This window comes from Paenibacillus sp. FSL F4-0097 (assembly GCF_038593125.1).
GTDB classification, from domain to species: domain Bacteria; phylum Bacillota; class Bacilli; order Paenibacillales; family Paenibacillaceae; genus Paenibacillus_AQ; species Paenibacillus_AQ odorifer.
Genome location: NZ_CP151965.1, coordinates 601,245 through 628,191 on the forward strand (window position 1 = coordinate 601,245; position 26,947 = coordinate 628,191).

19 protein-coding genes are annotated in these 26,947 nt (G+C 45.4%); 17 read left to right on the forward strand and 2 right to left on the reverse strand.

All coding sequences use genetic code 11. The features are described from left to right. The first annotated feature begins 225 nt into the window (after window positions 1-225). The gene (locus MHH86_RS02685; RefSeq protein WP_063829777.1) at window positions 226-1,071 is read left to right on the forward strand and encodes a hypothetical protein; all 846 of its coding nucleotides are present in this window, start codon (window positions 226-228) and stop codon (window positions 1,069-1,071) included. Window positions 1,072-1,171: 100 nt separating this feature from the next. Here the strand turns inward: MHH86_RS02685 and MHH86_RS02690 are convergent, their stop codons facing one another. After that, the gene (locus MHH86_RS02690) at window positions 1,172-1,957 is read right to left on the reverse strand and encodes a carbon-nitrogen family hydrolase (protein WP_036676852.1); all 786 of its coding nucleotides are present in this window, start codon (window positions 1,955-1,957) and stop codon (window positions 1,172-1,174) included. Window positions 1,958-2,115: 158 nt separating this feature from the next. Here MHH86_RS02690 and MHH86_RS02695 point away from each other — a divergent pair, with 158 nt between their 5' ends. The 8 genes from MHH86_RS02695 to MHH86_RS02730 all read left to right on the forward strand — a co-directional run bounded on the left by MHH86_RS02695 (window position 2,116) and on the right by MHH86_RS02730 (window position 8,871). Continuing rightward, window positions 2,116-2,544, forward strand: coding sequence for a MarR family winged helix-turn-helix transcriptional regulator (locus tag MHH86_RS02695; protein ID WP_036676732.1), 429 nt, complete (start codon window positions 2,116-2,118; stop codon window positions 2,542-2,544). 35 nt (window positions 2,545-2,579) lie between these two features. After that, entirely contained in the window at window positions 2,580-3,215 is a 636-nt protein-coding gene (locus MHH86_RS02700) for a nitroreductase family protein (RefSeq protein WP_036676734.1), read from the forward strand. A gap of 58 nt (window positions 3,216-3,273) precedes the next feature. After that, a complete protein-coding gene (locus MHH86_RS02705; RefSeq protein ID WP_036676736.1) occupies window positions 3,274-3,567 on the forward strand; it encodes a putative quinol monooxygenase in 294 nt (97 codons plus the stop codon). 174 nt (window positions 3,568-3,741) lie between these two features. Then, on the forward strand, window positions 3,742-5,310 hold the full coding sequence (locus MHH86_RS02710; protein WP_076316507.1) for a phosphatidylserine/phosphatidylglycerophosphate/cardiolipin synthase family protein: 1,569 nt from the start codon (window positions 3,742-3,744) through the stop codon (window positions 5,308-5,310). 62 nt (window positions 5,311-5,372) lie between these two features. After that, window positions 5,373-5,750, forward strand: coding sequence for a hypothetical protein (locus MHH86_RS02715; RefSeq protein ID WP_036676739.1), 378 nt, complete (start codon window positions 5,373-5,375; stop codon window positions 5,748-5,750). 74 nt (window positions 5,751-5,824) lie between these two features. Then, window positions 5,825-6,166 carry a metalloregulator ArsR/SmtB family transcription factor gene (locus tag MHH86_RS02720; protein WP_076316506.1) on the forward strand — a complete coding sequence of 114 codons (342 nt, stop codon included), beginning with the start codon at window positions 5,825-5,827 and terminating at the stop codon, window positions 6,164-6,166. A 91-nt stretch (window positions 6,167-6,257) separates the two neighbouring features. Continuing rightward, on the forward strand, window positions 6,258-8,021 hold the full coding sequence (locus MHH86_RS02725; protein WP_076185164.1) for a SulP family inorganic anion transporter: 1,764 nt from the start codon (window positions 6,258-6,260) through the stop codon (window positions 8,019-8,021). Window positions 8,022-8,175: 154 nt separating this feature from the next. After that, a complete protein-coding gene (locus tag MHH86_RS02730; protein WP_036676745.1) occupies window positions 8,176-8,871 on the forward strand; it encodes a DUF1361 domain-containing protein in 696 nt (231 codons plus the stop codon). Here the strand turns inward: MHH86_RS02730 and MHH86_RS02735 are convergent. After that, on the reverse strand, window positions 8,868-9,185 hold the full coding sequence (locus MHH86_RS02735; protein WP_036676747.1) for an MGMT family protein: 318 nt from the start codon (window positions 9,183-9,185) through the stop codon (window positions 8,868-8,870). The two genes, MHH86_RS02730 and MHH86_RS02735, sit on opposite strands and share 4 nt — an antisense overlap. 217 nt (window positions 9,186-9,402) lie before the next feature. Between MHH86_RS02735 and MHH86_RS02740 the strand changes: the two genes are divergently transcribed. The 8 genes from MHH86_RS02740 (at window position 9,403) to MHH86_RS02775 (ending at window position 26,932) form a co-directional block, all read left to right on the forward strand. Further along, window positions 9,403-10,455 (forward strand): LacI family DNA-binding transcriptional regulator, encoded by a 1,053-nt coding sequence (locus MHH86_RS02740; RefSeq protein WP_036676749.1) that lies wholly within the window; start codon window positions 9,403-9,405, stop codon window positions 10,453-10,455. A 67-nt stretch (window positions 10,456-10,522) separates the two neighbouring features. Next, a complete protein-coding gene (locus tag MHH86_RS02745) occupies window positions 10,523-12,934 on the forward strand; it encodes a hypothetical protein (RefSeq protein ID WP_076316505.1) in 2,412 nt (803 codons plus the stop codon). Between the two features lie 92 nt (window positions 12,935-13,026). Then, window positions 13,027-14,427 carry an extracellular solute-binding protein gene (locus MHH86_RS02750; RefSeq protein WP_076101376.1) on the forward strand — a complete coding sequence of 467 codons (1,401 nt, stop codon included), beginning with the start codon at window positions 13,027-13,029 and terminating at the stop codon, window positions 14,425-14,427. Window positions 14,428-14,461: 34 nt separating this feature from the next. Next, window positions 14,462-15,439: a sugar ABC transporter permease gene (locus MHH86_RS02755; RefSeq protein WP_081384363.1), complete on the forward strand. Its 978-nt coding sequence runs from the start codon at window positions 14,462-14,464 to the stop codon at window positions 15,437-15,439. Further along, window positions 15,439-16,317, forward strand: coding sequence for a carbohydrate ABC transporter permease (locus MHH86_RS02760; RefSeq protein WP_081382617.1), 879 nt, complete (start codon window positions 15,439-15,441; stop codon window positions 16,315-16,317). The genes MHH86_RS02755 and MHH86_RS02760 overlap by 1 nt, the downstream gene beginning before the upstream one ends. A gap of 19 nt (window positions 16,318-16,336) precedes the next feature. After that, on the forward strand, window positions 16,337-22,714 hold the full coding sequence (locus MHH86_RS02765) for an S-layer homology domain-containing protein (RefSeq protein WP_339211248.1): 6,378 nt from the start codon (window positions 16,337-16,339) through the stop codon (window positions 22,712-22,714). Between the two features lie 1,513 nt (window positions 22,715-24,227). Next, window positions 24,228-25,778, forward strand: a complete 1,551-nt coding sequence (locus MHH86_RS02770; protein WP_339211250.1) for a spore germination protein — start codon at window positions 24,228-24,230, stop codon at window positions 25,776-25,778. After that, window positions 25,775-26,932 carry a Ger(x)C family spore germination protein gene (locus MHH86_RS02775; RefSeq protein WP_036676759.1) on the forward strand — a complete coding sequence of 386 codons (1,158 nt, stop codon included), beginning with the start codon at window positions 25,775-25,777 and terminating at the stop codon, window positions 26,930-26,932. Before MHH86_RS02770 ends, MHH86_RS02775 begins: the two co-directional genes overlap by 4 nt. Window positions 26,933-26,947: the final 15 nt, after the last annotated feature.

The window sequence follows — 26,947 nt, forward strand, 5'->3', positions numbered from 1 at the left end:
GGCAAGTCCATTTACTATAAGAATAGCGTTATCATAACCTCATTTCAATTCTCTACTCACAGCATAGAGACAGATCGGTTACAATATTACTATCATTATTTATACGGATAGGCTTGGATCTTTAGCTGGTAGAGAATAGCAGGTCTCGTGGCTCATATTCGGGAAAGAGGGGCTTTGGTGGATACTCGTGAGTATGATTCAATAATTAGTAAACTTCCTTCAGAAATGGGGCTCTTTCAACATCTGAGTGCAAAGGATGAGAGCAAAGATACAGAAGCAGGGAGCCTAGAAGATATGTTGGTTCCATTCGCTTTTGAGGAAACCTTATGCAGGGATGTTGGAGCGGGCATTATACCTCCTAGCTTACATCTGTGGAGTCATTCTGGTGGTGTGGCGCTTGGACTTCGGGACAGTAAGCTACCGTGTGCAGCTCAGGCGATGCTTATGCTTGAGGAGCAAGGGATTAGAACGGCGGTTAGGCATTCAGGCGGGGCTGCGGTGCCTCTGGATTCAGGGATCGTTAATTTTTCTCTAGTTCTGCCCAAAGGACGTGGAAAGCTGGACTTTCATGATGACTTTAAGCTCTTGGCTGCTTTGATCACGGAAGCGGTTGCTATAAGTCATCCACAGGCTGCGGCGCAAATTGAGGCTGGTGAGATTGTTGGTTCTTACTGCCCGGGTGATTTCGATCTGGCCATTAATGGTCGGAAGTTTTGTGGGATCGCTCAGCGTAGGCAGAATAATGCTTATTTTGTACATGCATTTGTTGTAGTTTCTGGCTCGGGACAAGAACGCGGTGAACAAATCCGCGATTTCTATGCGCAAGCCTCCGGAGGAGACTCCTCATTAGCTTATCCACGGGTTCGTCCAGAGACGATTGCTGGACTTGGTGAACTCGGTGGACCTGAAGTGGCGACAGTGTTTGTGGAGGGAATTATTCAGGCTTTAATTCACCGGGGAGTGTCTCTTAGACCATCCGGGATTTTGCAGCAAGAGACAGGATACAGCTTGGACTATGATGATCCACGTGTGCTCGATGCAACGCGGGTGCTTCGCGAGCGGTATTCCTGAGGGCTAAGCATGGGTTGGAGTCTGTTAAAAAAGGACGTAATGGAAAGCTGGCTAGAGCCAGCCTACGAAACGTCTTTTTTTAATATTCAATCACGCTCTTTTAATTATACAACTCAGGACGTCTGTCCGAAAAAATAGGAATTTGTTTCCTAATCTCACGCACCTGATGTAAATCGATATCTCCAGTTAGAATTTCTTCCTCTTCAGAAGCTTCACACACAATATCTCCCCAAGGATCAATAATCATAGAATGCCCAGCAAAGATATTGGCTGGATCGCTGCCTGCACGGTTGCAGGCTACAACATAACATTGATTCTCGATGGCCCGGCTGATCAACAGCGCCCGCCAGTGGGACAACCTGGGCAGTGGCCATTCAGCGCAGACGAACAGGATTTCCGCCCCTTGTGCGGTATGGGCGCGAACCCACTCCGGAAAACGGATATCGTAACAGATTAGCCCTGCACATAAGATGCCGTCCAATGTGAAGAGTCCTTTAGTTTCTCCCGGTTGGAGATACAAATGCTCCTCCATCAGCTGGAACAAATGCAGCTTGCTGTATTGTCCAACAAGCTCACCTGATCGATTAAATACATACATACGATTGGTGACCCCAGCATCATTACGGCTAGCCACTGAACCGGCGATGATATTGATGCTGTATTGTTTAGCCAAGCTGGAGATGAATTCCTTGGTAATTTCTCCTTCTAGATCGCCAATATCTTCTAAGCGAGTCAGATCATAGCCAGTGGTCCATAGCTCAGGGAGAATCAGACAATCAGGGGCTGCGGAAGCAGCTTCATTTATTTTCTGGGCAACAGCAGCATAATTCATAGCGGGATTGCCAAATGCTATATCCAGCTGAATCAGGGATATTCTCATAGGTATCCTCCTCTTTTGTTCAAGCGTATAGCACCGGATAAGGATAAGCAATGTTGATTTTTTAAAAATGATTTGATATATTAGTTGACGGGTCAATGATTATGCGTTAGTATAATTTTGTACAAAACAATTGCATGCAATTAAATTTAGAAAGGAGGCATATTTTGACGGAGCACTGTCCTGAGGAAGAGCATATATTTGAACTGCTGCAGGCTTTAAACAAAGGAATCTCTCCAAAATTCGAACGTTGTGCCGGGATTAGTCCCACACGGCTTCGCCTCCTGCACGAACTGTTTCGGGTAGACGAAGTCAGCCAAATCAGTCTGCAAAAGGAAATGGAGATTGATGGGGCAGCCGTCACACGTCATCTGAAGGGATTGGAAGAGAGTGGCATGATCGCCCGCCGCAATAACCCAGCCGATAACAGGGTCACATTGGTCTCATTAACCGATCAAGGTCGGGAAAGAATGGTTAAATATAGCGAAGAGAAAAGGCGGTTTATCGCTACTTTGCTAACAGGTTTTAACGATCAGGAGCGAGCAGTGCTCATTGATATGCTTAATCGTCTGCAATCTAATATCATTCTGTTGTAACTTACAAATCACACACTCAAAGGAGAATTACACATATGAACGCTACACAAACAAATGATTTTCAAGAAATTATTACAGGACGCCGCTCTATCCGCAAATATGATCCATCCGTTAAAATCAGCAAAGAAGAAATGACACAGATCCTTACCGAAGCTACACTTGCTCCATCTTCAGTGAACATGCAGCCTTGGCGTTTTCTGGTCATTGAAAGTGACGAAGCTAAAGCTACTTTAGCGCCTCTCGCTCGTTTTAATAACGTACAAGTAGAGACTTCTGCAGCTATGATTGCCATCTTTGGTGATCTGAACAACTTCGATTATGCTGAAGAAATTTACGGTACTGCTGTTGAACGTGGACTTATGCCTGCTGAAGTAAAAGAAAATCAATTAACCAGATTATCCGCTCATTTCGCTAACCTGCCACGGGAAATTAACAGAGACACCGTGCTTATCGATGGCGCACTTGTTGCTATGCAGCTGATGCTGGTTGCTCGTGCACATGGTTACGATACAAACCCAATTGGTGGATTTGAAAAAGACCAAATCGCTGCAGCGTTTGGTATGGAAAAAGATCGTTATGTTCCTGTAATGCTACTCTCCATTGGTAAAGCTGTTGATGCAGGTTACCCATCTGTTCGTCTGCCTATCGATAAAGTTGCTGAGTGGAAATAATTATAAAGTTAGTAAGCCAACGCGCTACCATAAACACTAATCTTAGGAGGAATATACAATGATCATTATTCATGCTGTACTTAAAGTTAATCCAGAGCGTCGTGAACAGTTTTTGACGGAGTCTAAAGCATTACTGGCTGCTACTCATGCTGAAGAGGGTAACCTTTCTTATGAGCTATATGAGAATGCTGGAGAAGCCAACTCATTTATCATGATTGAGCAATGGCGTGATGCTGAAGCAGTATCCAGCCACAATACGAGCGCTCATTTCACTGCTTTCTCAGCTAAAGCTGGCGAATTCTTGGCTGCTCCTCTAGATGTTAAAGTATTTAGCGCAGAACAGGTAAAATAAGCTGTCTCCATTCTTAGGAATTCTGTTTAAACCTAAACAGGGATGATCCATAGCCATAAAGGCTGTGGGGCATCCCTGTTTTGCATTACACCCCGTTTATAAAAAGGAGATCTAGGGTATCTATCCTTACCTTGATTCAAAGGCATGCAATATAAACGATGGGGGACTTTACATATGAAGACACAGAGAAATATGATTGATTTCTTGAATTATTATCTATCCGGTGGATCGCTTGGCCGTATTATGGGTGTAGCAGGAGAAGAGGTGGAGCGTAAGCTTGAGGGGATAGACCTAGAGGCTGCCAGAGCCTATCGTCAGACGCTTGGCGGAGTCATTACGACAAGTCAGCAGCTATTCCAGCTTCCTGGATTTAGCCCAAGCTTACTGGAACAACTTACTGAAGTATTGGGCAGACTAGACTCAGGCAAGCTAAAGGTTCTGGCTCCACAGACTACTTGGAATAATCAAGTAACACCTTACGTGAATGGTCCAGAGTGTCTAGGAATGATATTAGAGGAGATTAGAAAAGCGCAGCATTATATCCACCTGTCTGTCATGCTTTTCTTTAATGATCGTTCGGGCAATCTGGTTGCAGATGAGCTATTTTATGCTCTTAAGCGTGGCGTTAAGGTAAGGGTTATGGTCAATTACACATTGACGGCATTGGGGTACGGAAATAATCTGGAGTACGGCCAGTTCTCCAAGATTGCTGATCGGCTTGAGAATGCAGGCGCCAAGCTGCTGAATACCTTCAATTCGTATTATACAGCCGTGGAATGGCGGGTGAAACGAAAGGCGCTGGAGCAAGAGGGAGTGCCGGAAAGTATTCTGTTTCTGCAGGATAAAGTGCAAGAGGATGTTGAGGTCACAGGACTAAATGTCATCGATCATCGGAAGTTTATGGTCATAGATGGGGTAACCTCGATTATAGGCAGTGTAAATATTGGTGACCAATATACGTATGAGACCCCAGTTCAGGCGTCCTCTGCAATGAGTATAGACGGACATCCACAGGGGATTCCTAGTAAAGAGGCTGAGTGGCATGATGGCTGCTTCCGGATTCGCGGCGCTGCAGCGCAGCCTTTGAATGCGATGTTCTATTCTCGCTGGCTGCTTCTAGGCGGAGATCATTTTGATGTGAATGAGGTCTTTTATTATCCTGATGTGGATTATCATTTTGGTGAGGAAGAATGTACGCTGTTAGCAAGCTTTCCAGGTAACCCGGTTAACCTGATTCAACAATATTATCTGGATTTAATTACTTACGCGGCTGAAGAGACTATCATCGTGAATCCTTATTTGATTGATCAGGATTTTTGGGATCGGCTCGGGCTGCTTGGTCCGGAATGCTCGTGTAATTTGAACATTTGCAACCCGCTGGAGGTCAATGATCATCCTACAAATCGCGCGGCGGTAAGAGGCAATATGTATATGCCGTTTATTAACGGTGTTTCCTTCTATGACTACAGTGCCACCGGTCGATTTTCCCATTGGAAAATTACCTATGATCATAGATCACAAGCCGTTTTTCATGGTTCATATAATATCAACGAAAGAAGTGCCTGCCACGATTTTGAGCTGGGAATGCTGGTAAAAGGGGAGGCCTTTGCAGAGCAGATAAAGTCTATGATCGATTATGACCTGAGTGTCTCGCGGAAGATTACCAGTAAAAGTGAGTTCTTTAAGCATCCTTGGCTACACCCTAGTACTTATCTGAATAAGGTAACCCAGAATTATACTTGATAAATTGGGCTAATTCTCATGATATAATGATCGTTATAAATCATTAGGGTGGAGTATTGGCTATGCAAATCAAAATTACAAAAAGTGGTTTGAAAAAGGACGAGGTATTCTTTCTCACAGAATTTGGGGAGGGCCGGGGAATCTGGTGTGGTGCTCCTGTGAATCCAGGGGCAGAAATGGATGTGGAATTCGAGCTTTCGGAGCTGCTTATGAGGTGGGTGGATATCCATCCTGTACCTGCAGGTGAGTTCAATATCAGGCTCGAGCAGGATAAGGTTATTTTTACGGGCGTGTTGGAGAATATTGAAGAAGATGGCACAGGATACTTACGAATAGGTGAAGGGTTAGTGATGTTCGAGTGTCTCGGTGAACCTATGGCACTGGGTGTGTTCGTAGAATTGCAGGTCCGTGATGTGCGAATCTATCCCTTCAGTATTTGACGCTTCTCAGGGACTAAGATAACATACAAAGATAACATTAGATTCAGAAAGTTAAGCAAGAGGAGTAGAAAGCTATGAACACCGAAATTCAGCAATTTAAGACCGAATTCTTCAAGGCGCTGGCTCATCCGATGCGTATTCGTATTCTGGAGCTGCTCAGCGAAGGTGAGAAGAATGTGAATGAACTGCAGGCTATTCTCGGCTCGGAAGGTTCTGCTGTATCCCAGCAGCTAGCTGTTTTACGCGCCAAAAATGTAGTAACCAGTGTGAAAGAAGGCACCACAGTCATTTATGCCTTACGTGATCCTCTGATCAAGGACCTTCTGGTCGTGGCCAAACAAATATTTGATAACCATCTCGTGAATACCATTTCATTGCTGGAAGGCATGCGCGCGAGTGAAAATGGCATAGATTAACGTTATTTTGGCGTTGACAACAGTCGCGTCCTAGAGTAATGTTCTTCTTATATTCAAATAATCAGATATTTAAAGAAAAGAAGGTTTGAACATGACAGGGCGGGGTCGTTATAAAGGCTACAACATGAACGCTTTTCGCAAGGATTTGATATCGGGGACAATCGTCGGAGTTATTGCCATTCCTTTAGGGATGGCATTTGCTATTGCTTCTGGTGTAAAGCCGGAATATGGCATTTATACGACAATCGTTGCCGGCATATGTATTTCATTGTTCGGGGGATCAAAATTTCAGATTGGTGGACCGACAGGTGCATTTATTCCTATCTTGTTCGCCATTGGGATGCAGTATGGTTATGAGAACCTGCTGTTAGCAGGGATGATGGCGGGGGTTATTTTAGTCCTCATGGGATTGTTAAGGCTGGGTGTACTGATTAAATTTATTCCGAAGCCGGTCACGATTGGTTTCACAGCAGGAATAGCGGTTATTATCTTCACCGGACAGATTGCTAACTTCCTTGGGTTAAGGGATATTGAACGGCACGAGAGCTTTGTAGATAACATGAAAGAAATTGGACTTCATCTATCGACGATCAATGGATATAGTATCCTGACCGCCGCGATTTGTCTGGCCGTTGTTATCCTAGCGATTCGCTTCGCTCCGAAGGTGCCGGGCTCGTTGGTCGGCCTTCTTTGTGCGACTGTCATAGCAGCGTTATTTTTTAGCGGTAAGGTGACTACGATTGGTTTGGCCTATGGGAATATCCCTAATACACTGCCAAGCTTCCGTTTTCCGACCATTACCTGGGAGCGGATTACACTGCTGATTCGTCCGGCCTTTATCATCGCGATGTTGGGTGCTATTGAATCCTTATTGTCAGCTGTCGTAGCTGATGGGATGACAGGCAGCCGCCATAACAGCAACCGTGAACTGATTGGTCAGGGAATCGCCAATATTGCAGCTCCATTGTTTGGAGGAATTCCAGCTACAGGTGCCATTGCCAGAACCGCCACAAATATCAAAAGCGGTGCAGTTTCTCCGATCTCAGGGATCGTTCATGGGGTAGTGGTATTCCTAATTCTTCTGTTGTTTGCACCCTATGCTTCTAGTATTCCGTTGGCAGCGATGGCTCCTATCTTGATGGTAGTAGCTTGGAATATGAGTGAACGCAAACAATTTCTTCATTTGCTTAAAATCAAAACAGGTGATTCTTTGGTATTATTCATCACCTTCTTGTTGACGATATTTGCAGATTTAACGCTGGCCGTAGAGGTGGGATTAATTCTTGCGGTGATTTTGTTTGTGAAACGGATGGGAGAGGTTCATCTGGTATCCAAAGTATTGCCTGATCCTAATTCCGTCAAGGTAGGGGCACATATGGTAACGGAGAGTCATGATTGTCCGCAGATTGGGATTTATACCGTGGAAGGGCCGCTGTTTTTTGGCGCTGCGTATAGATTTGATGACACCATGCCCGGTTATGGCTCAGACCAGCCGAAAATTATATTAATGCGGATGGGAAAAGTGCCATTCATGGATACTACGGGCGAATCCAATCTGGCGGAGCTGGTGCGGCATTTACATGCTGTTGGAGGGAAACTGATGATCTCCGGTGTTCAGCCGCAGCCGCTTGAGCTACTTAAGAGAACCGGGCTATATGATAAAATAGGAGAGGCACAGTTTTATCACCATACCGGTGAAGCGATCAATGAAGCTCTTAGCAGTATTAATCACAACAAATGTATCGGATGCAGTCATGCGGCGTTTAGGGAGTGTACGGCATTATCCTGTCAGGAGGATGCAGGTGGACTACGAGGTCTGACAGGACGCAAGAAGCCAGCATTGCCTCTGAACTAATCAGCGGTACTTGAGCTTAATAAATAAATAAAGTCGGCCTGGGCGCTATTCTTGCGTCTGGGCTTTTGTATTAAAATTGGACTTCGGAATTCTGAATTTGTACAATTGGGTATAAGTTTAATGTAATCAATATTGATAAGGAGAATATAAGCTCATGAAGGAATTGAATTATCCGAAGGTGTTTATGCTCTTGGCGGGATTGTCTGTCGCTACATTGGGGGTATATCGTGTAGTGTCACTTCAGACGGATTCGTTTTACGGTTTTTTAATTTGGAATTTGTTCTTAGCTTGGATTCCGTTTTTATTCTCCATGGCTGCTTATGAGCTAGACAAAAGGAAGATAGGCGGTTTATTACTTCTTCCTTTGGGTGTCGCGTGGCTGCTGTTCTTTCCAAACGCGCCTTATCTCATGACTGACCTGGTGCATTTAACGGTAAGAAAAAGTAGATATATCGTGGAGGGAGCCATTCAGAATCGCTACTGGTATGACTTGGTCACTCTTTTATTGTTCACCTGGAGTGGATGGTTGACCGGGTTCTTCTCATTGTATCAGTTCCAGACGGTCATTTATCGTAAAAGCAACCTGCTGTGGTCATGGGTATTCGTGCTTGCGGCATGTATGCTCGGGGGATATGGTGTACTGCTTGGCCGAGTCTACAGACTCAATAGCTGGGACGTCCTGACGGACAGGCATCAGTTGTATCAACTTGTTCTGGATAGCCTGAATCTCCAGTCCGTATTTTTCAGCTTGTTCATTGCCTTTGTCCTGCTGGTCATTTACGCGACGATGTATTGTCTACTCAATGCTCTTGGCACCGGAGAAAGACGAAGAGTTACCAGAGGGTACTAATCGGTACACTCCGGCTCAAACTGGAATTGCTTCAGATCTACCACACCTTTTTCATTAAAACTAACTCCCTCTCCCTGTAGATAGAGCCTCTGGAGGGAGTTAGACTCATCCTCAGTTAGTGCGATCATTCCTTTAGCATTAATGACCCGATGCCAGGGCAGCTTATATTTTTTGCTCATGGAGTGAAGGATGCGAACGACCTGCCTCGCTCCTCTTGGGCTACCTGCCGCGCGGGCAACTCCTCCGTAAGTCATCACTTTACCTTCTGGTATAGACTGTATGATATGAATAACTCTCTCAGTAAATGGTGTCATAGCAAGCTCAAGCTCCTATATCTTATTTTTATCCATTGCTCCTCAACAGATAAATCAATTCTAAACGAAACGGGGGACGAACAGGAGGATTTTTTGAGGATAGCAAAAAAAGGGTTGCAAAGCAATAAATACGCGTGGTATATTCTAACTGTAAAAATAATCTAAACGTTTAACAACGTGATTGAAAGAGTTCCATAATAAGATAGGAGAAGGTGTAATGAGGAAAACCAGCATTAAAGACATAGCCGCAAAGGCTAATGTTTCGATTGCTACAGTCTCCTATGTGCTTAATGGTACCCGCAATGTACGTTCTGATACAAGGGAACGAGTTGTTGCCGCCATTGAGGAGTTGAATTATAAGCCGAATGCTATTGCGAAGAGTCTCAAACTCAACCGTACGAATACAATAGGTGTTATTGCAGAAGATGTGACGGTATTTAACACGCCCGATATTATCGATGGAATTAATGATTTTGGAGATCGAAACGATTTGCATATTTTACTGGTGAATCTTCGTTTAGACAAGCGTATCGGCCGTAACTTCTCGAATACGGAAGACTACCGAAAGTATGCCGCTAATGCGGTTGCCGAACTGCTCAGCAATCAAGTGGATGGGATTATTTATATCGGTGTTCATCCCCGTGATTTAACGGGTCTAATCGATACGGAGGGTAAGCCGATTGTGTATACCTACTCTTACACACAGGACGATATCTCTATCCAGTATAACGATGAGCAAGCTGCTTACCAAGCAATGTCCTACTTGGTTAACCAAGGACATAGCAGAATTGCAGTAATCAGTGGTTTGATGGATTCTATTCCTTCCAGATTAAGACTGAACGGTTATTACAAGGCAGTTACTGAATATCAATTACCGTTCGATCCACTGTTAATTAAGATGGGAGACTGGGAGAGGGAATCAGGGTATCGCCTTACCTCCGAGTTGCTCGCTTTGCCGGAGCCCCCAACCGCGATTCTTTCCATGAATGATGTAATGGTTGTAGGTATTTTGCAGGCGGCAGAGGAAAAAGGGGTTAAAATACCGGATGATCTGTCGGTTGTCGGTTTTGATAATCGTGAATTCAGTGATTACTTACGCCCGCGTATAACAACAATGGGACTTCCGCTACATGAGATGGGCTATCAAGCTATTGAGGTTTTGTTCAATTTAATCAAGGGGACGAAGATGGATTCACTGACCATGCCGGAGTGCCGGTTGATCGAACGTGATTCCGTGGCTACGTTAAAAAATGCTGTGAAACAAAAATAAGTTTCACAGCTCCTTTTTCCTCATAAATCTAAACGTTTAACTTAAAATATCAAAGAGGTGCTAGGCAATGACGATTCTAGGCAATGAAAACTTCACGATGGAGCTAAGCGACCGCGGAGCACTTCAGTCTCTGAAATTACAGGGCGACCCTAGTGAAATGAATTGGGTAGTTGATCCGTCTTATTTGAAAGAGGCAGGTTATGCGGATACAGATAAGCTATTCGGAGAATGGACAATAGAGCTGGACGGGAATATCATAAAAAGCACTGATCTGTTGCCCAAAATTACGCCAGAAGGAAAACACCGTGTAATTGTGGATTTTGAAGGCGCACCGATTGCAATCAGACTTACATATTCTCTGGAAGATGAGCGACTAAGATGGACTATTGAAGCTACAAACCGCTCACCACAATCTGTAAGAATTAATGGACTTCATGTGTGGCTTTCGCTCGCGTATATCATGTACAGAGATGAAAATGTGCAGCGCAATATGAGCCAGTCCTGTGCAGTGTTCCCCCATCTTGGTGGGGATTTCGCTAAAATCGCTGCTATTCGACGGAGCAACAAAGCACCACATCTGGGTGTTTATGGGGTTCAGGGCAGAACAGTAACCGTAGGTACTTATTGTAGTTATAAGAATCGTTTTCTTGAGCAGGTCTCCCCTTCTTTGGATGGTCTGCTGTATCATCGGCTATCGTTGGTGGAGGACGGATCATCTATGACCGAATCTGCAGCTGCCGACTGGATATATGGTGGCGCTTACAGTTCGCTGGATCTTGGCGCTGGGGAGACCTACAGCTGGGAATACATATTCCATCCCTGTCAGAATCGAGATGATTTCTATAGGCAGGGCATGGCCTATGGACATCCGCGCTGGAGCTATACGCCTGTATTAACCCGAGGAGGAAGGTTCGAAGCTGTTGTTGATCTGCCGCAGGGCCAGGTTCTACGTGAGCTGCGTTTGTATAGCACTTTACCGGGGACGGAGCTGATCCGCCAGGAGAATATTACGAACGAAGCTGTACGGTTGGAGTCAGGCAGTAGCTATGCTATATCTTTACAGCGTTTGGAGCCGGGAGAACATAAGCTGGAGCTGGTGCTAGAAGATGGACGGAGCGATATCCTGGTCTGGAATGTACTGGAGTCGATTGACTGGATTCTGGAAAAGAGAGCCGAGTGGTTGGTAAATAATAACTTTGGAGGGACAGGGGAGGTCGAAAGGCCATATGCCTTCCGTCCGCTATCGAATCAGGGAGAATCGCTGGGTAAGGTTGCTTTTCTACTGATGAAGAATAGCATGGCCAAGGCTGTCCCAGAACAAGTAGCTAAGGCCGAGATTGCAGCAGTATTGGATGTGAAGGAGCATTGGTTTGAAGGCGGGGATTTTCATCATCCGCGTCCCTTGTACGGAGAATTCTACCGCATTTATGATCTGGATTATATTGGGCATGTCTTTTATCTATTGTCACGAATGGATGGATCATTACTTAAAATTCATTCTCCTAGAGAATATCTACAATGGGCTGCCGAAATCATGTGTCTTCGCCTAGACCCTGATCGGCACAGTGGCCAGCGTGAGAAGGATGAGAGCCGTCTAAATGGGATATTTGTGCTCTATATTCTTGATTTATTAGAAGCACTGAAGCAGTGCGGTCTTTCAGAAGAGTATAAACGTCTACTTACCTTATGGGAGCGCTTTGGTAGAAATCTGGAGACAGGGATACAGCAGTATGAGGGAGCTATAACGGAGCATTTTTACGATAATGCAGGATTTGGCCCTACCTGTGAAACGTTGTGTCACCTTGGAAATAAAGAGGAGGCCCAGCGTTATGGACAACTAATTCTGGCAAATATCGGATTCAGCAATGATTACAGAGTGCAGAATCCGGATCGCTGGTGGGAAGCTTTGTCTTATATGATTCATTCCCTTTGGGGTGGATTGGTAGCAGGAGCATCCCGGGTTGCCTATGAATTCCTTGGAGACCCTGAATATTTGGAAGCCGCTTACCGTTCTACGATGGCAGTATTCAATTGTTACGATTGGAATGTACGCTCTACTCCACGCCGTTTGTTGCCTGGAGAGGCAGCTTCTACATATAGTGTGGCAGCTCCTAACCTGAATATGCCAGAATTGTCGCGAAACCGTTTTGGGCAATCCGTATTTGTGGGGGCAAGTGATTCCCTGTTTGCTTCGCTGTTCTCGGGTGTGACAGGAGATGATTGGGATATGGGGGAGGAGCTAGTGGCCTATCTAATGGGCTTCGGGACAACCACATATTTGTACAGGGATCCACGCGGAAAGATGCGCTGTATTAACGGTTATATTGAAGAAGACTCGGAGGGCTGGATCGTAACAAGTTACGCTGCATATCCGTCAAGATATGTGCTGCTTGAGGACAAGCTCGAATATCGCACAACTGAGGGGATGCTAGAGCCTCACGTAAGACTGGCAGGCGGAATGTTCAGCCCTTGTCTGTAATCGCTAAGAATGACAAACCATGATGATTTTAGGCTAAAGCTTTAAATGCTTGGCTTGAAATAAATAGATATGAAAAAAGGGAGGCAACAAACATGAAGTTTGGAAAACGTACTCTAGTTCTATCTTTAGCATCAATGATGGTTTTTTCCGCACTGGCAGGCTGTTCGGGCAATTCCAACAATGCGGCTCCAAAGGCATCTGAAGGGTCTGGAGCAGCCAACAAAGAAACTACGCCTGATAAAGATGTAACCTTGGAATTATTGTATTGGGGTGATGATGTACAGAAAAAGCTGGTAGAAGCGGCAGCAGAAAAATATACAGCTGACACCGGAGTAAAAATCAATGCACAAGTGCTTCCAGCGGATGGCTCCTTTGATACATTTATTCAGACCCGGCTCGAATCCGGCGAACTTCCAGATATCAGTTATATGGGCGAAGGCGATATCCAAAAGTACAATGAAATGGGAATTATCGAAGATATCAGCGATTTATTAGCGGACGGAAGTATTCCTGAAAAACTATCAGCGATAACAATCCATTCACCTGAGCAAAAAGTGATCGGAGTCGGTCTATCCAACCAGCTGGAGCTGCTTTACTATAGCAAGTCCAAATTTGATGCAGCAGGTCTTGAATATCCACCCTCCAAAGTTGAAAATGCGTGGGATTGGGATACATTCGTAACAAACGCGAAAAAGCTAACGACAGATACTAAAGGAAAAACAGCGGCAGATGAAGGCTTTGATGCTGCTCTGACCGAGAACTACGGGCTTGGTATGACAGCGGGACGGGAGTTCCACCATTTCTGGGCAGCTTATGCCAACGGTGGCGGGATTGTTTCCCCGGATGGAAAGGAGTTTCAATGGGATTCTCCCAAAACGGTTGATGCCATCCAGAAGCTAGCTGATCTCGTTAACAAAGATAAGGTTGCATCCGCTTTCAATTACACTTGGAATTCCGGAATTGGTTCTGCGGTAGACGCTTTGAGTGGTGGTTATGCCATGGCGATCAGCGGCTCTTGGGATCTAGCTAATATCAAAGGGAATGAAGATATCGGCGTTGGGGTTCTGCCTAAGATGGAAAAGGCAGTAACGATGAACTGTGGTGCTCCGCTTGTTGTGTACAATACATCGAAGCACATTGAGGAAGCCAAGAAATTCTATGCTTACATGGTCAACCCTGAGAACAGTCTGGAGCTGCTGAAGAGTGGTGCGTGGTTGCCAAACCAGGCAGATTGGTATACCGATCCTACCTTGGTTGAAAAGTGGACCTCCGATCTTCCTGAAAGCGCAAAAGAAACTATCCTTAGTTATTCGACAACGAAAGATTCTATCGCACAATGGCCTGCATATTACGTTCCTGCCTACCTCAAGATGAATACTGAATATGAGAAATCTATTGATCAGGCATTGGCAGGTAAGAAAAGTGTTAAAGAAGTCTATGACGCGATCATGCCAGCGATCAAGCAGTTGTTCGAGAGCGGCAAGGTTTCCTAATTAGAGCTTATATTTGAAAAGAGGGCTATTGCTTATGAACCCAGAGAGCAAAACCGAAACGGCTGCGGTCTATGTTAAAAAGCATGCCAAAGGTGTCACCAAAGAGGCGGTGGCTGGATATTTGTTTGCAGCACCGGCCATTATTGGATTTTTGGTATTGACGCTTTATCCGATGTTGGCCAGTTTGTTTTACAGCTTTCATAAAATAACGATTATGAGCGGAAGCCAAGTTATGGAATGGATTGGGCTGGATAATTTCCGGTACATATTCACCAATACCAGCTCCGAATTCAAGAAATCCATAACGGTGACCTTGATTTATGCCTTCATTAACGTGGCGCTTGTAATCACCTTTTGTCTGATTGTTGCACTCTTATTGAACCGTAAATTTATCGGCAGAAACTTGATGCGGGCTATATTCTTTCTGCCGTCTGTAGTTCCGATGCTGGCGACAACGATTGTGTGGCAGATGCTTCTACAGAACCAAGCCAAGGGTGGACTACTTAACTGGATTTTATTGCAGATAGGAATAGCCCCTGTTGATTTCCTGACTGATCCCATCCGTATTTTTGAGACATTGTTTATCATGAGCTTGTGGACCTGTGGTGGGACGATTGTTGTGTTCATCGCTACGCTGCAGGATGTTCCGGGAGAATTGCTGGAAGCCATCGAGATGGACGGGGGAAATGCTTGGCACAAGTTCCTCAAAGTAACCTATCCGACGATCAAGCCTGTCCTCTTTTTCCAATTGATTATGTGCATGATGACCTCTATCCAGATTTATACGCAAAGTGTGGTGTTGTCCAGAAATGGTGCACCCGATCGGATGACTTATTTTATCAACGTTATGATCTATGACCATTCATTTGTTCAGGTAGGGATGCGCGGTTTGGCGTCTGCTGAGGCATGGGTCGTCTTCCTAATCACTATGGCCATTACTGGTGTGCTGTTCTACTTCCAGGGCGCATTTAAAAGGGACGATTCGATGGGCAAAAGAAAGAAGGTGAGATAATGGCGGCAACCGCAATTATGAATTATACAAGTATCCAGAAAAAAAAGAAAAGAGCTAAAGCCATCAATACCGGGCTGATTCTGTTCTCCTGTCTGCTCGCAGTGGTGTTTGCTTTTCCGCTCTATTGGCTGCTGCGAGGTGCCTTCGTGAGCCACACAGAAATACTGGCGCGGCCGCCTGTGTTTTTCCCCGAGTCACTAAATGTCGATAATTTTCGGCTTGGATTGGAACGTATTCAGTTCCTGCGGCAGCTCTGGAATTCAGTTTCGATTGTAGTTCCTTATGTGATTGGGACGGTGCTGACGACAAGCTTTGCCGGGTATGCCTTTGCTAAGCTGAACTTTCCGCTGCGCGGGATGTGGTTCGTGCTGGTCATCAGTACGATGATGCTGCCTAGTGCCGTAACCCTGCTGCCACAATATTCCCTGTACACTTCGCTGGGACTAGCTGGCAAACCTGCTCTTATTATTCCGGCCTTTTTCTGTGCAGGCGGCAACGCGTATTTTGTCTTTTTGCTCCGGCAATTTTTCATGACGATTCCGCTAGAACTCAGTGAAGCTGCAAAGATTGACGGTGCGGGTTACTTCCGTATCTACTCCCGTATCATGCTGCCGCTTATACGTCCCGCAATGATTGTTGTGGCGTTGTTCAGCTTTATCAACTGTTGGAATGAATTTTTCTATACCATGATTTATTTGAAGACTGAAGCAGATTATACGCTGCCTATGGGCTTGTATATTGTGAACGGGATGCGCATTCCGAACTATGAACAGGTCATGGCACTGGCGCTCGTCGTTACAGCTCCTTGTCTAGTATTTTTCTTGATCGGCAACAAATATTTTGTTGAGGGCATTACATTAACGGGAATCAAGGGATAAAAAGGAGGAATTCATCCAAATGACAAGTCATAAATGGCCCAGAAGAGCTTCTGTGGCGGCATTATGTGCGGCTGTTGTATTAAATGCAGGGATTGTTCCCGTATCGGCTAACTACACGACTGATTTCTATCATGAAGGCGTAGGCACCGATTACGGGCAGGCGAAGTGGAAGGATAATTCTATTGTTAAGGAAGGCGTTAATTTCAGCGATGTCACCGTCGGAGAAATGATGCAGGCGATTGAAGCTTTTGATTTTGAGGCTTTTGCAAAAGATAATTCCGATTTGCCTTGGCTTGATGCCTTGCTTGTTAACGAAGGTGTCATTCCGGATGATGTCAACGATGAAGTTAGCGCCAATACTTTGTTCAGCCGGGGAAGCGCTTTGTACATGAAGACTCAGGATAATACCAAGCTGGGTTTTGTGGGAACGGTGCATTACGCGGATACTTTGAACAAGGACACGATGTATAACATCACCCTTTCTACAGGAGACTTGGCGGAACAGAAAAATGTGCGGAAGAACTACCCGAGTCATGAGAATCAGACCTACACAAGCGGAGGCCTGGAGATTAACCAGCGGAAATTTATTTCCAGCTATAACAGTGCTGTAACGCTGCTTCAGTTGAAGAATCCTACGGCCAGTGATATAACGTTGACGATGAAGGTTAAATCACCTTTCGTCTCAGCGGCTGAGGGTGATGAGCTGGTGGGTTACAGAGTGGCTGCTCCGCTAATGATAGGCAAAGCCGGGCAAAAGGTAGTTGAAGCGATGTCCTACGTGGATGTTCATCTGAGCGGAAACGGCATGAGTCCTTCCGGAAATGAACTGTTTAGAGAGATTACAGTGCCCGCCGGTGGCTCCGTTGACCAAAAGGTAGTCATGGGTTGGCTCGCGGATGAAATACCGGGCTCAAAGCTGCATTATGAGAGCTTTAAGGCTGCTGACAGCAATGACACAGCCTTCTCTGCACAGGTGCGGGAGTACAACGAGTGGTGGGCAGAGAACATTCCATATATCGATGTTCCCGATGAGAATGTGAAGAAGGTACTTTATTATCGTTGGTGGTGTAACCGCTTTAATTTGCTGGATGCCAACATTCCGGGCAATGACTGGCAGTTCCCAATGAACATGGAGGGCGTTCTCGGCTACAACAACGGGATTACGGTCAGTGTACCTTGGGCGATGCAGGATCTGAAATGGCTGCGTGATCCTTCCTACTTGTATGGAACCTGGCTGGCTCAAGGGGAATATTCCGAGAATAAGAATTATAAAAATAATCCCGGACGTCCTAACATCTGGACCTGGGATATGATGCAGAACACGTCGCAAGTAGGCTGGGACGCTTACAAGATTTACGGTGGTGGTCAGGAAATATTGAAGAAGTTTGCTGATTTTTCTGCGACTGATGTTACCGGCACACTTGAACATTTTAAAGGCACTAATCCAAATCTTGTTTATTATAACCATGGTCCGATTACAGGTAATGACGGAGATACCGTATCCATGCACTGGAATGGCAGTGGTAACTATGCCCGCCTGGATGGTTCTTCTACTACCTACGCCAATGCAGTGGCAACAGCGAAGATGTACGAGCAGCTTGGAGATACTGCGGGTGCAGCTAAAATGAACACTGTGGCGCAGAATATTAAGAATTCAATTCTGAATGAGATGTGGTACGACAAGGCTGACTTTGATGGTGACGGTGTGGCAGATACGAATGGTACCGGCAGCTTTTTGCATAAAAAAGTTGTGGGCGGTACCGATGTATTCAACCCTTGGCGGGATAATAACATGTTTGTCTTTAACTTTGGTGTAGTACCAACTGAAGGTGAAGAAGGATATGAGGCGAAATATTTATCTCAGTTGTCTGATTACGCAGATCCGAATTATTATCCGATCTTTCCTTTCTTTACAGCGGATCAGAACAGCATTATGAAGCGGGTAGAAGATTTCAAGAATGGCAAGACGGATGCCTTCGGTACAGACCAGTTCGCATGGTGTAACTTCGGCAACTATATTAATACCGTTCGTGCCTCTCTGCGCTATTATCCTATAGATAACATCAATAGTGACGTTTACAAAACACTGTTTGATTGGGGCGCTTGGTTGCATACAGTGGAACCGGGCAATACGGACCACCTGGACTCTAATGAATTTTTCTGGCTGGAGGATTACTTCTTCGGCACACCATGGACAAAAGACAATCCTCCTAACCCTAGCGGAGATATGGTACGGGCATGGATTCACCACGATACGCTTGGCATGATGAATTACACTGTAGTTGAAGATATGGCGGGTATTCAGCCACGGACAGATGACAAGATCGAGCTATGGCCGATTAATGTCGATTACGACTATTTTGCTGTAGATAACGTGCGTTATCATGATGTTAACTTATCTATCGTATGGCAGGATCCTGCTAAATACAGTGACAATCCTCATTATCAAGGTATTCCAGCAGGTTATTCGCTCTTCATTAATGACGAACTCGTAATGACAACTAACGAAATGTCCCATCTGATTTATGATACAGCTACTGGCAAGGTGGAAAAACCTTCAGGGGATGTAACTGGGGCCGTTGGCGACAACTCGAAGACACAGGTGTTATATGAAAAAGGCAGTGCTACGACGCTTGCTGCGGCAGATCAAACATCCTTAGCCAGCAATGAGAAGACTGTCGATATGTTTAATAAAGCAGGCGTTGATATTGTTAATAACGGTACGAATCTGGCTGTTGCTTCAGGCACTACTGTTGAATCGACTTATATCAAGAGCGGTTCGAATATCCGCAACCTGGCGGACAATTCGACAATCGCATCAATTAATCATACGTCAAACACAGCTTTATTCGGTAGTTCGCCGAATTCTGTCGATACGGTTACGTTCAAATTTGATGGAGTCCAGGCTGTGGACAATGTAAAAGTCTATTTCTATAATGACCGGCTTCTGAATGGTTATGGTACACCACAGACATTTGGTGTTGAATATCAGGATGCTGATGGAAGCTGGAAACCAGTGGAGGGACAATTCCGCTATCCGGAATATATTGCTTCCAACTATAACAATGTGGAGTTCCAAAAGGTTAACACTGCAGCGATTCGCATTCATGTGACGCATCCGCTGGAACTTGCGACCGCCATCAAGGAGATTCAGATCTACAACAATAATCTGGAGGTTAAGGCGGCTGCCAATCAGGCACCAAAGGTTTATCTAGAAACACCATTGAAGGTTGAGCAAAATGTTCCTCTGACGATTATGCCGCAGATCGTTGATGATGGGTTGCCAAGTGGCAAGCTGACTTATACCTGGGAGAAGATTTCAGGTGAAGGAGAAGTAGAGGAGACAGGGCTTGATAAAGCCATGCTGCAAGCTACCTTTAAGACGACTGGTGAATACGAATACCGCCTGACTGTCAGCGATGGAGAACTGGAAACTGTCGTGAAGGTTCCAGTCACCGTATTTGTAGCTACTGCGGAACTGACAGAGATGATCGCGAAGTTTGCGGATCGGGATTCCGGCAGACTTGTCCGGAACAAGGATGATTTTACTGCGGCAACATGGCAAGAGCTGCAAGCTGCGCTGACTGCTGCCAAGGCATTGCTGGCTCAGGGAGAATATACGCTGGAAGAGATCAAGGTGGCAACGGATCAAATGCGGATGGCGGTGGATAACCTTAGATACAGAAATGCTGCCCTTTTGGCTGCCCCTAGTGCCTCATACACTTCGGCATGGGAGTCTGTGTATGGCATTAATGATGGTTATATCCCTTATACTTCAGCAAGTATTTACAATAGCGAAGCAGAAACTCAGTATGGGAACTGGAGCGGTCCCGGTGAAAGCCACTGGCTGCAACTGACCTGGAAAAAGCCCGTGACTTTGTCAGGCAGCTCCGTGTACTTCTATGATGATGAAGGCGGTGTGCAGGTACCGGGAGATTACAACTTCGAATATTGGGATAAGGATGCTGGAAAATATGTACCGGTAACGGGCTTGAGCGAGAAAGGCAAAGCAAGAAATGCATTTAACGAGGTAACCTTTGACGAGGTGAAGACGGATAAACTCCGTTTGATTCTTAATAAGCAGTCCACCAGTATTTGGACAGGCGTTAAGGAATGGCGGGCTATTTCGTCTAAGCCAGAAGGAGAAGTTCCTGCTCCCGGCGACCATGGTGCGATTGTGAGCATTGAACAGATTGCGGTGAGTACGACAGTTAACGTCGTGCCTACGCTTCCAGCTAAGGTTACAGTAACTTACGCCGATAAAACGACAGGCTTGGCAAGTGTGGTATGGGAGGGAATTCCCCTTAACAAACTCACCATTGCTACAGACTTCACTATATTTGGTAAAGTGGTGGGCACCGATATTGCTGCCAGCTGCCGCATCAGTGTGAGGTACGATAAATCTAAACTTAAAGCAGCCATTGATACAGCGGAAGATCCTTCGGTAAATGAAGAGAATTATACCGGAACGCCTGAGCAATGGGAGGCATTACGCATTGCACTAGAGGCTGCTAAAGCCACTTATGCAAATGACGGTGCTACCGATGGTGATATTAATGTGGCATATTCCAGTTTGAAAAATGCCTTTGAAGCCTTACAGCCTGTCGAAGCTCATGATGCAACGATCAGCGGAATCACAATTCCGGGCGGATCTATTGATCAGGTAGCCAAAGAAATTATTTTACCGGATACGACTACGCTTGATGAGCTGAAGGAAGGACTTACTGTTCCGGTAGGGGTTACCTTCGCTGTGTACGAACCTGATAGCATTACTCTTGCGGGAGAAATCCAAACGGGTTACAAGGTCATTGTGACAGCACTGGATAAAACAACGACCAGAACGTATACCTTAACATTGGTTTCTGTAAATCCGCCTCTCATAACGGCACCCTTGGAGGAGAAGCTTAGAGCAATAGAGACTCTGGATAAGAGCCTTTATGTAGAGGAGAGCTGGAATACTCTTGAGAAAGAGGTAGCACGTGCAGTGATGTTGCTGGAGAGTGGAACTGCCACTCAGGCAGACATAGATGAGGCATTAAGTCAGCTTAATGCGGCGGTTGCGGGCCTGAAGTTGCTTTCAGAAGCTACGCCAACACCTACGCCAACATCAACACCTGTACCGACAGCGACACCAACGCCAACGTCAACACCAAAACCAACAGAGGCACCGGGTACTTATGTGCCGGTAGCTACGGCCAAACCGTCTCCTAGCGCGTCTGCGATAGCCCCTGCTGTAAGCAGTGGTAAAATCGTGGTCCAGACGGTCATCGGAGCAGATGGAAAAGCATTGGCTGAACTCACTGCCGCAGATGTTGAAAAGGCAGCAAAGGATGCAAAGGATGGTATTCTGTCCATTGTCGTGAATCCTGCCGGAAACGCGAAACAAATTGTAATTGAGCTGCCACTGCAGTCAATGGCAGCAGCGGGGAATGTTAAATCCCTCAAGATTGATACAGGAACTGCAAGCATAATGCTGCCGGAAAGTTTCCTGAAGACTTACAAAGATGCTAAGAACGGCAAACTTAAGCTTATTGTGGGCACTGGAGATGTATCCGGATTGCCACTGTCGGTAAGCAGTCAGTTGAATGCTGGTACAATTAAAGACATCAGTCTTAGCGTAGACGGTGTGGTTATTCCGAGTGATGTTCTGAAGACATCGGGGGTCAAGCTGGCACTTCCTTATACGCTGAAGTCTGGTGAGAAAGCTCATAAAGTAGTGGTTTATTACTTGAACAGTAATCAGCAACTAGAGATCGTTAAGAACGGAAGATTTAATACAGGAACACAGATGCTTGAGTTAACTTTGCCGCAGCTTGGCAGTTATGTAGTGGTTCACTCGAATGTTTCATTCAAAGATATCGCTACAGCTAATTGGGCGTTAAACAGCATTGAAGCACTCGCAGCACGAGGTGCAATCGAAGGGATGGATGCTGAACACTTTAATCCAAATGGAAATGTAACCCGTGCAGAATTCATCAAAATATTGATGAACGCTTTTGATTTACTAGATGAGACGGCTGTAAGCACATTTACAGACGTTAAGGATGGGGCATGGTATGCCAGTCCGATTGCGAGCGCTCAAAAGCTCGGCATTGTTAAAGGCAAAGCGGATGGCAACTTTGGTGCAAGCGAGGAGATTACTCGTCAGGAAATGGCAGTCATGATTTATCGTTTGGCTCAGACGATTAATATCCCATTGACTGACGGAACAAAGGCTACTGGTGAAGCATTCTCTGATGTGAACCAGTTGTCTGCGGATGCAGCCAAAGCTGTAGAAGCGATGCGTATTAGTGGAATTATTAACGGTATGACATCCAACCAATTTGGGCCAAACGGTAAGGCTACAAGAGCGCAAGCAGCGACAGTGATCTTCCGCCTGTTTGAGCAGCTTCAATAATCGTGCAGCAATAAAAAACACAGGTGTCCTAGTCATGCCAATGACTGGTGGGGTACCTGTGTTTTTTTGCTGCTGACCGTATGTCCCGAACGCCAGCTTTATTAGTTCAAAGCTGCTAGCTCAAAGGTGCCAGCCCCAAACGCCTAACTCAAAGTTGCTGGCTCAGAGATGCCAGTGCCAAACGCCTAGAACAAGCTGGCAACCCCTAAGGCCTAACTCAAAGTTGCTAGCATAGAGATGCCAGCCTCAAACGTCTAGATCGAAGTTGCTATCTCAGAGCTGACAACTCAAAAACACCTAATCACATGCTCGTATCCCCCATGCTCTTAAAACAAACTTTGCTTCATGGTATGTCATTTGAACGCAAGAGATCGCTAACGGACCCAGTAGCCGCTAAACACAGCATTTATCGACTTTTGGCGTGCTATCGGACTCCATAGTAGCATTGGCATGAAAACCGCCCAATATGAGCCTCTTTTGATAAAATAGCTGCACTGGAGTCCGAAAATGTGCCAAAAAGGAGATAAATGAGCAAATAACGCCTCCTGAGTCCGTAAGTGCCTGAGGATGCAAGTGGTGTTATCGCGGCTAAGTCCGTAAGTGTCTGAGGATGTGTTCGGTGTTATTGTGCTAGGTCCGTAAGCTCCCCGGGGAGAGGGGGTTTTGGCGCTAACGGACCCAGTAGCCCCTAAACGTTGCATTTATCGACTTTTGGCGTACTATCGGACCCCATAGTCACTATTGGCATGAAAAACGCCCGGTTTGAGCCACTTTTGATGAGATAGCTGCACTGGAGTCCGAAACTGTTCGCAAAAGGCAATAATTGAGCAAATAACGCCTCCTGAGTCCTTAAGTGCCTGTGGATGTATTCGGTGTTATCGTCCTAGATCCGTAAGCGCCTGATGATGTGTTGGGTGTTATTGTGCGAGGTCCGTAAACCCCAAGGGATGAGTGTGATTCGGCGGTAACGGACCCAGTAGCCCCTAAACGTTGCATTTATGGACTTTTGGCGTGCTATCGGTCCTCAGAGTCGCTATTGGCATGAAAACCGCCCAATATGAGCCACTTTTGATGAAATAGCTGCACTGGAGTCCAAAACTATGCCAAAAAGGCGATAAATGAGCAAATAACGCCTCCTGAGTCCTTAAACGCCTGAGGATGTATTTGGTGTTATCGTGCCTGAGTCCATAAGCGTCTGAGGATGTATGCGGTGTTACGTGCCTGAGCCGAAAGCGTCTGAGGATATATGCGGTGTTATCGTGCCTGAGTCCATAAGCGTCTGAGGATGTACTCGGTGTTACGTGCCTGAGCCGAAGCGTCTGAGGATGTTATGCGGTGAGTCACTATTGGCATGACCCCAAGGGCTGATTGGGTTACTTACCTGCCGAACCCGGCGTATGGAGTAGTCTCGTTTCTTTCTTGTTGATCCCTTTTCAGTATAATTTTGGCGGATAGGATTTGGAGAGACGGGGGATAATTTCTAGGAAACCTAATTCTGACAGGAGTGACTACTGTGGAGGAACGGCCAGCAGGTGGAAACAGCAATACGTCTCAAAAAAACACAAAATCTGAGCAGACTCTGAGTACGTCACTGGATGAAATGATGACTTTGTTTCGAAACATATTCAAGGACGATGAAACGCTTAGAATCAGAGTGTTTAGCAACATGTTTACTGATAGTCTTCGCTTTGGGTTAGTCTATGTTGACGGAATGGTTGACAAGCATTTGATCCAGGAAGGGATTATTAAGCCTGTTATGGCTTTTGATTTTACCAAAAAGAATTGTGACAATAAAGCCGAGCTGATGGAGAACATCCGGACGCAGGTCATTAGCATTAGTGATGTGGTCGCCTCTGAAGATTTTGATGAAATGATTTATTCGATTATAGCTGGCAAGACCTTACTGCTGATAGACGGCTTTGCGGGTGTTCTGAACATTGGGGCGCAGGGTTGGGAGACGAAAGCTCTTGCGGAACCGGTGACCGAAAAAAGTGTCAAAGGTCCAAGGGAAGGATTTACGGAATCACTGTTAGTGAATCTCACCCTTATTCGTCGCAGGGTGCAAGACTCCGAGTTAAAGTTTGTTTTTATTTCACTGGGAACACGTTCCAAAACACCGATATGTATCTGTTATATGGAGAGCTTGGCATCACCGGCTATTCTCAAAGAATTACAGAATCGAATTGAACAGATTGACATAGATCTTATTCTGGACACGGCATCTCTGGCGGAATTAATTAGAGACGAACCCTATTCGCCCTTTGAGATGACAGGAAGTACAGAGCGCCCGGATGCCGTAGTCAGTAACATGATGGAGGGCAGAGTTGCCGTGCTTATAGAAGGCAGCCCGTTTGCAATGACCGTTCCCTATCTATTTGTAGAGAATTTTCAAGCCAGCTCGGATTATTACATTAACTTTTATTTTGGTTCGTTCAATCGCATGTTAAGAGTTTTTGGAGCTTTTTTGTCGATCAGTATTCCTGCTCTTTATGTAGCTTTAGTTACCTATAGCCAGGAAATGATCCCCACCATGTTGTTGCTCAGTATTTCTACAGCAAGAGTAGCAGTCCCTTTTCCTACAATAGTAGAAGCGCTATTCATGTTAACTATTTTTGAAATATTAAGAGAGGCGGGCGAGCGGATACCTACCTATATAGGGCAGGCTATCAGTATCGTAGGCGCTCTCGTGTTAGGACAAGCGGCAGTGGAGGCCAGAATAGTGAGTGCTCCAATGATTATTGTAGTCGGTTTAACAGGGATCATGACGCTACTTAATCCTAGGTTGACCGGTCCTTTAATTATCGTAAGAACATTGCTGCTGGGTGCGAGCTTTTTCCTGGGGATATACGGATATTTTCTTGGAATGCTTGGTTTAGTAGTACATTTGATGAGTTTGCGCAGCTTTGGGGTTCCATACATGCTTGAAGTAGGCTCTATCCGTCCTCAGGACATTAAAGATACAGCGATCAGGGCACCGTGGTGGCATATGTATCTGCGTCCGGCGTTGATTGGGGCACGAAATATGAGGAGAAAAGGTTCCAATAAAGTAAGGAGAAGACCATGAGCAAGCTGAAAAGGATACTTCTGATTGTTATATCCATGATGCTTCTGATTTGCAATACAGGCTGCTGGAACTACTTTGAAATTGACGATATGTCGATTGTTGCTGGGGTCGCAATTGATAAGGGGAAAAAAGACGGTCAGTTATTGGTAACGACAGAAATTGTAGATACGAAGGAAGGGTTGAAATCAAGTCAGGCTGGCTTCAAAATGATTACGCTCGCGGGCGAGACCATGTTTGATATTGTGCGGGGGATGATCTCGATTACTGGAAAAAAGTTATTTTGGAGCCATTCTAAGGCGATTATCCTCAGTGAGGAGATTGCAAGGGAGGGAGTCACCAAAGTAATTGATTGGTACAACAGGGATACGGAAACCCGATCGGATGTGTATATCTTTGTCGCTAAAGACAAACCGGCTCAAGAAATCATAAGCCTAAGCAGTTCAACTGAGAGTATTATGTCTTACGCACTTGCACAGCAGATGAGAACTGAAAAGAATGTCAGCACAGCGCCTGTTGTGGAAATCTGGGATTTCATTGACAAGCTTGAGGCTTCTGGAGAATATGCTATCGCTCCGTTAATTTATGTCCATGAACAAAATAAGATGAAGAATGCACGAGTTAGCGGAACAGCTATATTCAAAATGGATAAAATGATCGGTATGATCAGTGGCGAAGAAACGAAATACATGCTGTTTGCCAACAATCAAATCCAGGGAGGTGTGTTAATCGTAAAGGATGAAAGTGGAGAGCCTAACTTTTCGCTCGAAATTTTATCCAATCGCACAAAAATAAAACCTGTATGGGTAAATGGTAAGCTCCAAATAAAACTTAATACACTGACACATGCCGGATTGGACGAGGTCAAATCTTCGGGCGAATTCAATAGTCTGGACAGCAAGAAAACGATAGAAAGGTGGGCTGAAAAAGAACTAGAAGAGCAGATTTTCTCAGTTATTCATAAGGTTCAGAAGGATTACCATGCAGATATTTTTGGGTTTGGAGAGCTCCTTCATGAGAAAATGCCGCGGACCTGGGAGAAAATCGAGAAAAACTGGGTGAAAGAATTTTCCAACGTCGAAGTAGTAGTGAATTCCAAGGTGATTATTGAGAACAGTGCACAAACGACAAGGTCTATCAAGATTCATCAAAAATAGGTGATAATATTGGTT